The organism is Oleiphilus sp. HI0079, assembly GCF_001635105.1.
Window position 1 is genome coordinate 1 of sequence record NZ_LWFT01001222.1, and the last position, 1,203, is coordinate 1,203.

Annotated in this window: 1 protein-coding gene and 1 pseudogene; both read left to right on the forward strand. The window is 47.5% G+C overall.

Annotated features, from left to right (window positions below; genetic code table 11):
* Positions 1 to 132 precede the first annotated feature (132 nt).
* Positions 133 to 369 (forward strand): annotated as a pseudogene (locus A3750_RS21650) (nitrate ABC transporter substrate-binding protein); the annotation flags it as partial.
* A 57-nt stretch (positions 370 to 426) separates the two neighbouring features.
* On the forward strand, positions 427 to 1,203 hold a 777-nt coding region (locus A3750_RS21655; RefSeq protein ID WP_082873388.1), incomplete at its 3' end, for an ABC transporter permease subunit.

Here is a 1,203-nt window from a genome sequence, read left to right on the forward strand (position 1 = left end):
AAGCCGGTTTCAGACGCAAACTCAGGGAAGTCAGACGCCTTGGCCTTACCTTCAGCGATCAGTGCCTTAGCCGCGACAGCATAAATGTCAGGTCGATAAACCTTCTTTGCGGTTTCCATATACCAGTCATCCGACTGGTATATGGAAACCGCAAAGAAGGTTTATCGACCTGACATTTATGCTGTCGCGGCTAAGGCACTGATCGCTGAAGGTAAGGCCAAGGCGTCTGACTTCCCTGAGTTTGCGTCTGAAACCGGCTTTAAACCGCCGCAGTCAGAGTTTATTGATGGCCAGACTTACGATGGCACGAAGCCCAATGCATATCTGGAGAACTTCCCGATCGGGTTGAAATCGAAAGACCAAATTTAGAAAAGAGTATCGGTCACTAGTAACTTAGTGCTAGTGACCGGTCTGGAGATGAGTACTATGTTTAAACAGGCTGTAATGCCCTCAAATGGCATCAAAATGCTGACTGCAGATAAACTGAAACAATGGTCTACCGCGCTTGCATTGCCCTTGCTTGGTTTGACGCTGTTTTTAGCGCTTTGGAACGTGGTCGCGCAAAACATTGATACCTCCCTTGGAAAATTTCCTGGGCCGGTACAAGTGTTGGAGCAATCAAAAAACCTGATTAATGAGCATTACGCAGAAGTTGCGAAAGCAGAAGCATTTTACGAGCGACAAGAGAAGCGTAATGCAGCGCGTTTAGCGCAAGATCCGAGCTATGAGCCGAAAATTCGCCCTTTCACCGGAGCTCCTACGTTCTTCCAACAGATTTTAACCAGCCTTGTCACGGTCGCAACAGGCTTTATTTTTGCCTCATTGATTGCCGTGCCTTTAGGAATTTTATGTGGTTTAAGCAAGTCAGCGTATTCAGCGATTAATCCGCTTATTCAGTTGTTTAAGCCGGTTTCTCCGCTGGCATGGCTGCCTCTAGTGACGATGATCGTCAGTGCTGTTTATGTGACGGATGATCCTTTCTTTTCCAAGTCTTTTATCACTTCGGCGGTCACAGTCTCGTTGTGTTGCCTGTGGCCGACGCTAATCAATACCGCCGTTGGTGTCTCTAGTATCGACCGTGACCTCGTCAACGTGAGCAAAGTACTGCGCCTTAGTCCAATGAAACACATAACGAAAATCGTTATGCCTTCTGCGATCCCAGCTATTTTTACCGGTTTACGTTTGTCACTCGGGATAGGTTGG